The sequence below is a fragment of the Mesorhizobium sp. 2RAF21 genome (genome assembly GCF_052115345.1).
Taxonomy (GTDB): domain Bacteria; phylum Pseudomonadota; class Alphaproteobacteria; order Rhizobiales; family Rhizobiaceae; genus Mesorhizobium; species Mesorhizobium terrae.
Window position 1 is genome coordinate 1 of the sequence record NZ_JBFRGM010000056.1, and the last position, 807, is coordinate 807.

At 63.1% G+C, this 807-nt stretch carries 1 protein-coding gene; it reads right to left on the reverse strand.

Translation table 11 applies throughout. The features are described from left to right. A partial coding sequence (locus AB4136_RS33350) for a 2-oxo acid dehydrogenase subunit E2 (protein WP_441932346.1) occupies positions 1-807 on the reverse strand: 807 nt, incomplete at both ends.

Below are 807 nucleotides of genomic sequence, written 5' to 3' on the forward strand. Positions count from 1 at the left end.
CATCGGGTTTTCGATGATGCGCTTGAAGGCACCGAGCAGTTCGGCACCCAGCGCACCGTCGACGGCACGGTGGTCGGTCGAAAGGGTAACGGACATCACGGTGGCGATCTTCACTTCGCCGCCCTTGACCACCGCCCGCTCCTCGCCGGCACCCACCGCCAGGATCGTCGCATGCGGCGGATTGATGACGGCGGCAAAGTCCTTGATACCGAACATGCCGAGGTTCGAGACAGCCGTCGTGCCGCCCTGATACTCTTCCGGCTTCAGCTTGCGGTCGCGCGCCCGTTTTGCCAGATCCTTCATCTCGTTGGAGATGACGGACAAGGTCTTTTGATCCGCCTTCCTGACGATCGGCGTGATCAGCCCGCCCGGGATCGACACCGCCACGCCGACATCGGCATGCTTGTGCTTGACCATCGCGGTCTCGGTCCACGAGGCGTTGGCATCGGGCACGGCAACCAGCGCCTGCGCCATCGCCTTGATGATCATGTCGTTGACCGAGAGCTTGTAGGCTGGCACGTCGCCCTTGTCGGTCTTCTTGATCGGGGCGGCGGCATTGAGCTCGGAACGCAGTTTCAACAGCGCATCCAGCTCGCAATCGAGTGTGAGATAGAAATGCGGGATGGTCGACTTCGCCTCGACCAGACGCCGGGCGATGGTCTTCCTCATATTGTCGTGCGGGACGAGATCGTAGGAACCCTGCTCGAACAGTTTCAGCACCGCCTCGTCCGACATCGGCTTGGCAGCCGGTGCACCGCCAACGGCAGGTGCTGCGGCCGGAGCAGGCGCGACCTTGGCCACGCCACC